This is a genomic window from Paenibacillus sp. 01L418 (assembly GCF_056400045.1).
The window spans coordinates 1-1265 of sequence record NZ_JBFTSN010000761.1 but is presented as its reverse complement, the minus strand read 5'-3'; the positions used below and the strand labels follow the sequence as shown (position 1 = coordinate 1265).

2 protein-coding genes are annotated in these 1265 nt (G+C 50.6%); both read right to left on the bottom strand.

From position 1 onward, the window contains the following. A partial coding sequence (locus AC1DSE_RS35425) for a RidA family protein (protein WP_477529139.1) occupies window positions 1–194 on the bottom strand: 194 nt, incomplete at its 3' end. Between the two features lie 43 nt (window positions 195–237). Continuing rightward, the coding region (locus AC1DSE_RS35420) for an N-acyl-D-amino-acid deacylase family protein (RefSeq protein ID WP_477529138.1) at window positions 238–1265 on the bottom strand (1028 nt) is incomplete at its 5' end.

Below are 1265 nucleotides of genomic sequence, written 5' to 3'. Positions count from 1 at the left end.
TCTTGACCTTGCTCGATCGTCAGATCAGAGCCGATTTTACCTTCATACATGAGAACACCATCGATACGGCAGTCGAAGCCGGAAGTATAGATGAGATTGCCCGTTTGGTTGACCGGAATGTAGGAGAACTTAGGCTTAGTCGTTTCAGGCAAAACAATTCCTAGCTCAGCAAGACGTTTTTCAATAATAGACATAATAAAACAGCTCCTTGTTTATCAATTGTGTATTGCGGGTTAACTAATGCGTGCAGCAGTGCTGCGCGCGAATAAGATTACCTTCGCGCTTATGCGTGTGTTCACCATGTGAGAGCGTGAGCTGGCCGGCAACGATAACATGCGAGATGCCGGACGGATATTGACGCGGGTCCTCGAACGTAGCTGTATCTTGAATGACAGCTGGGTCGAATACCGTGATGTCAGCAGCATACCCTGGCACAAGCAGTCCTCTTTTGCCAAGCTTAAAGCGCTGTACGGGAAATGAGGTTAGCTTGCGAACCGCTTGCTCAAGCGACAGTACCTTATCTTCACGCACATATTTGGCAAAAACGCGTGGAAAGGTGCCGTACGTGCGCGGATGAGGCTTGCCGATCTCGCAGTTCAAGCTGTCGGATGCAATCAATGATTTCTCATAACCGATGACCTGCTTCACATCGTCGTCGGACATATGGAAGTAGACAATCGCGATTTGACCATTCTCCTCAAGCAGAAGATCCATCATGCAATCGACTGGATGTTCTCCGCGAAGCTCGGCAACCTCGGCGATTGATTTGCCTTCGAGTGCCTTGTTCGCTTCGGTCTGAATCGAAGAAATAATGATGCTGGACCAGCCAGTTGAACATACAAGATTATCCCAAGTGTCCTGCTCGCGGCTTAGCTCTTCTTTGATCCGCAGGCGCAGCGCCTTATCGCGGAACGCTTCAAGTGTTGCATGAATGCCGCCCTCTAGTACCCAAGGAGGGAGGACGGTTGTTAAGGTGGTGGAGCCTGCCGCGTAGGGATAAACATCAACTGTGACGTCCATACCACGTGCTCTTGCCGCTTCTACAAGCTCCAGCGCATCAAGCGCTTTACCCCAATTGGCGCGGCCAGCTGCTTTCAAATGACTGATATGCAGCGAGATGCCGACTCGTTCAGCGATCCATATGACCTCTGCAACGGACGGCAGCAAGTTATTGCCCTCACCGCGAATATGTGTGGAGAGCAGACCGTTGTATTTAGGCAAAACGCTGCAAAGCTCAACCAGCTCTTCGCGTGAAGTATAGCTGC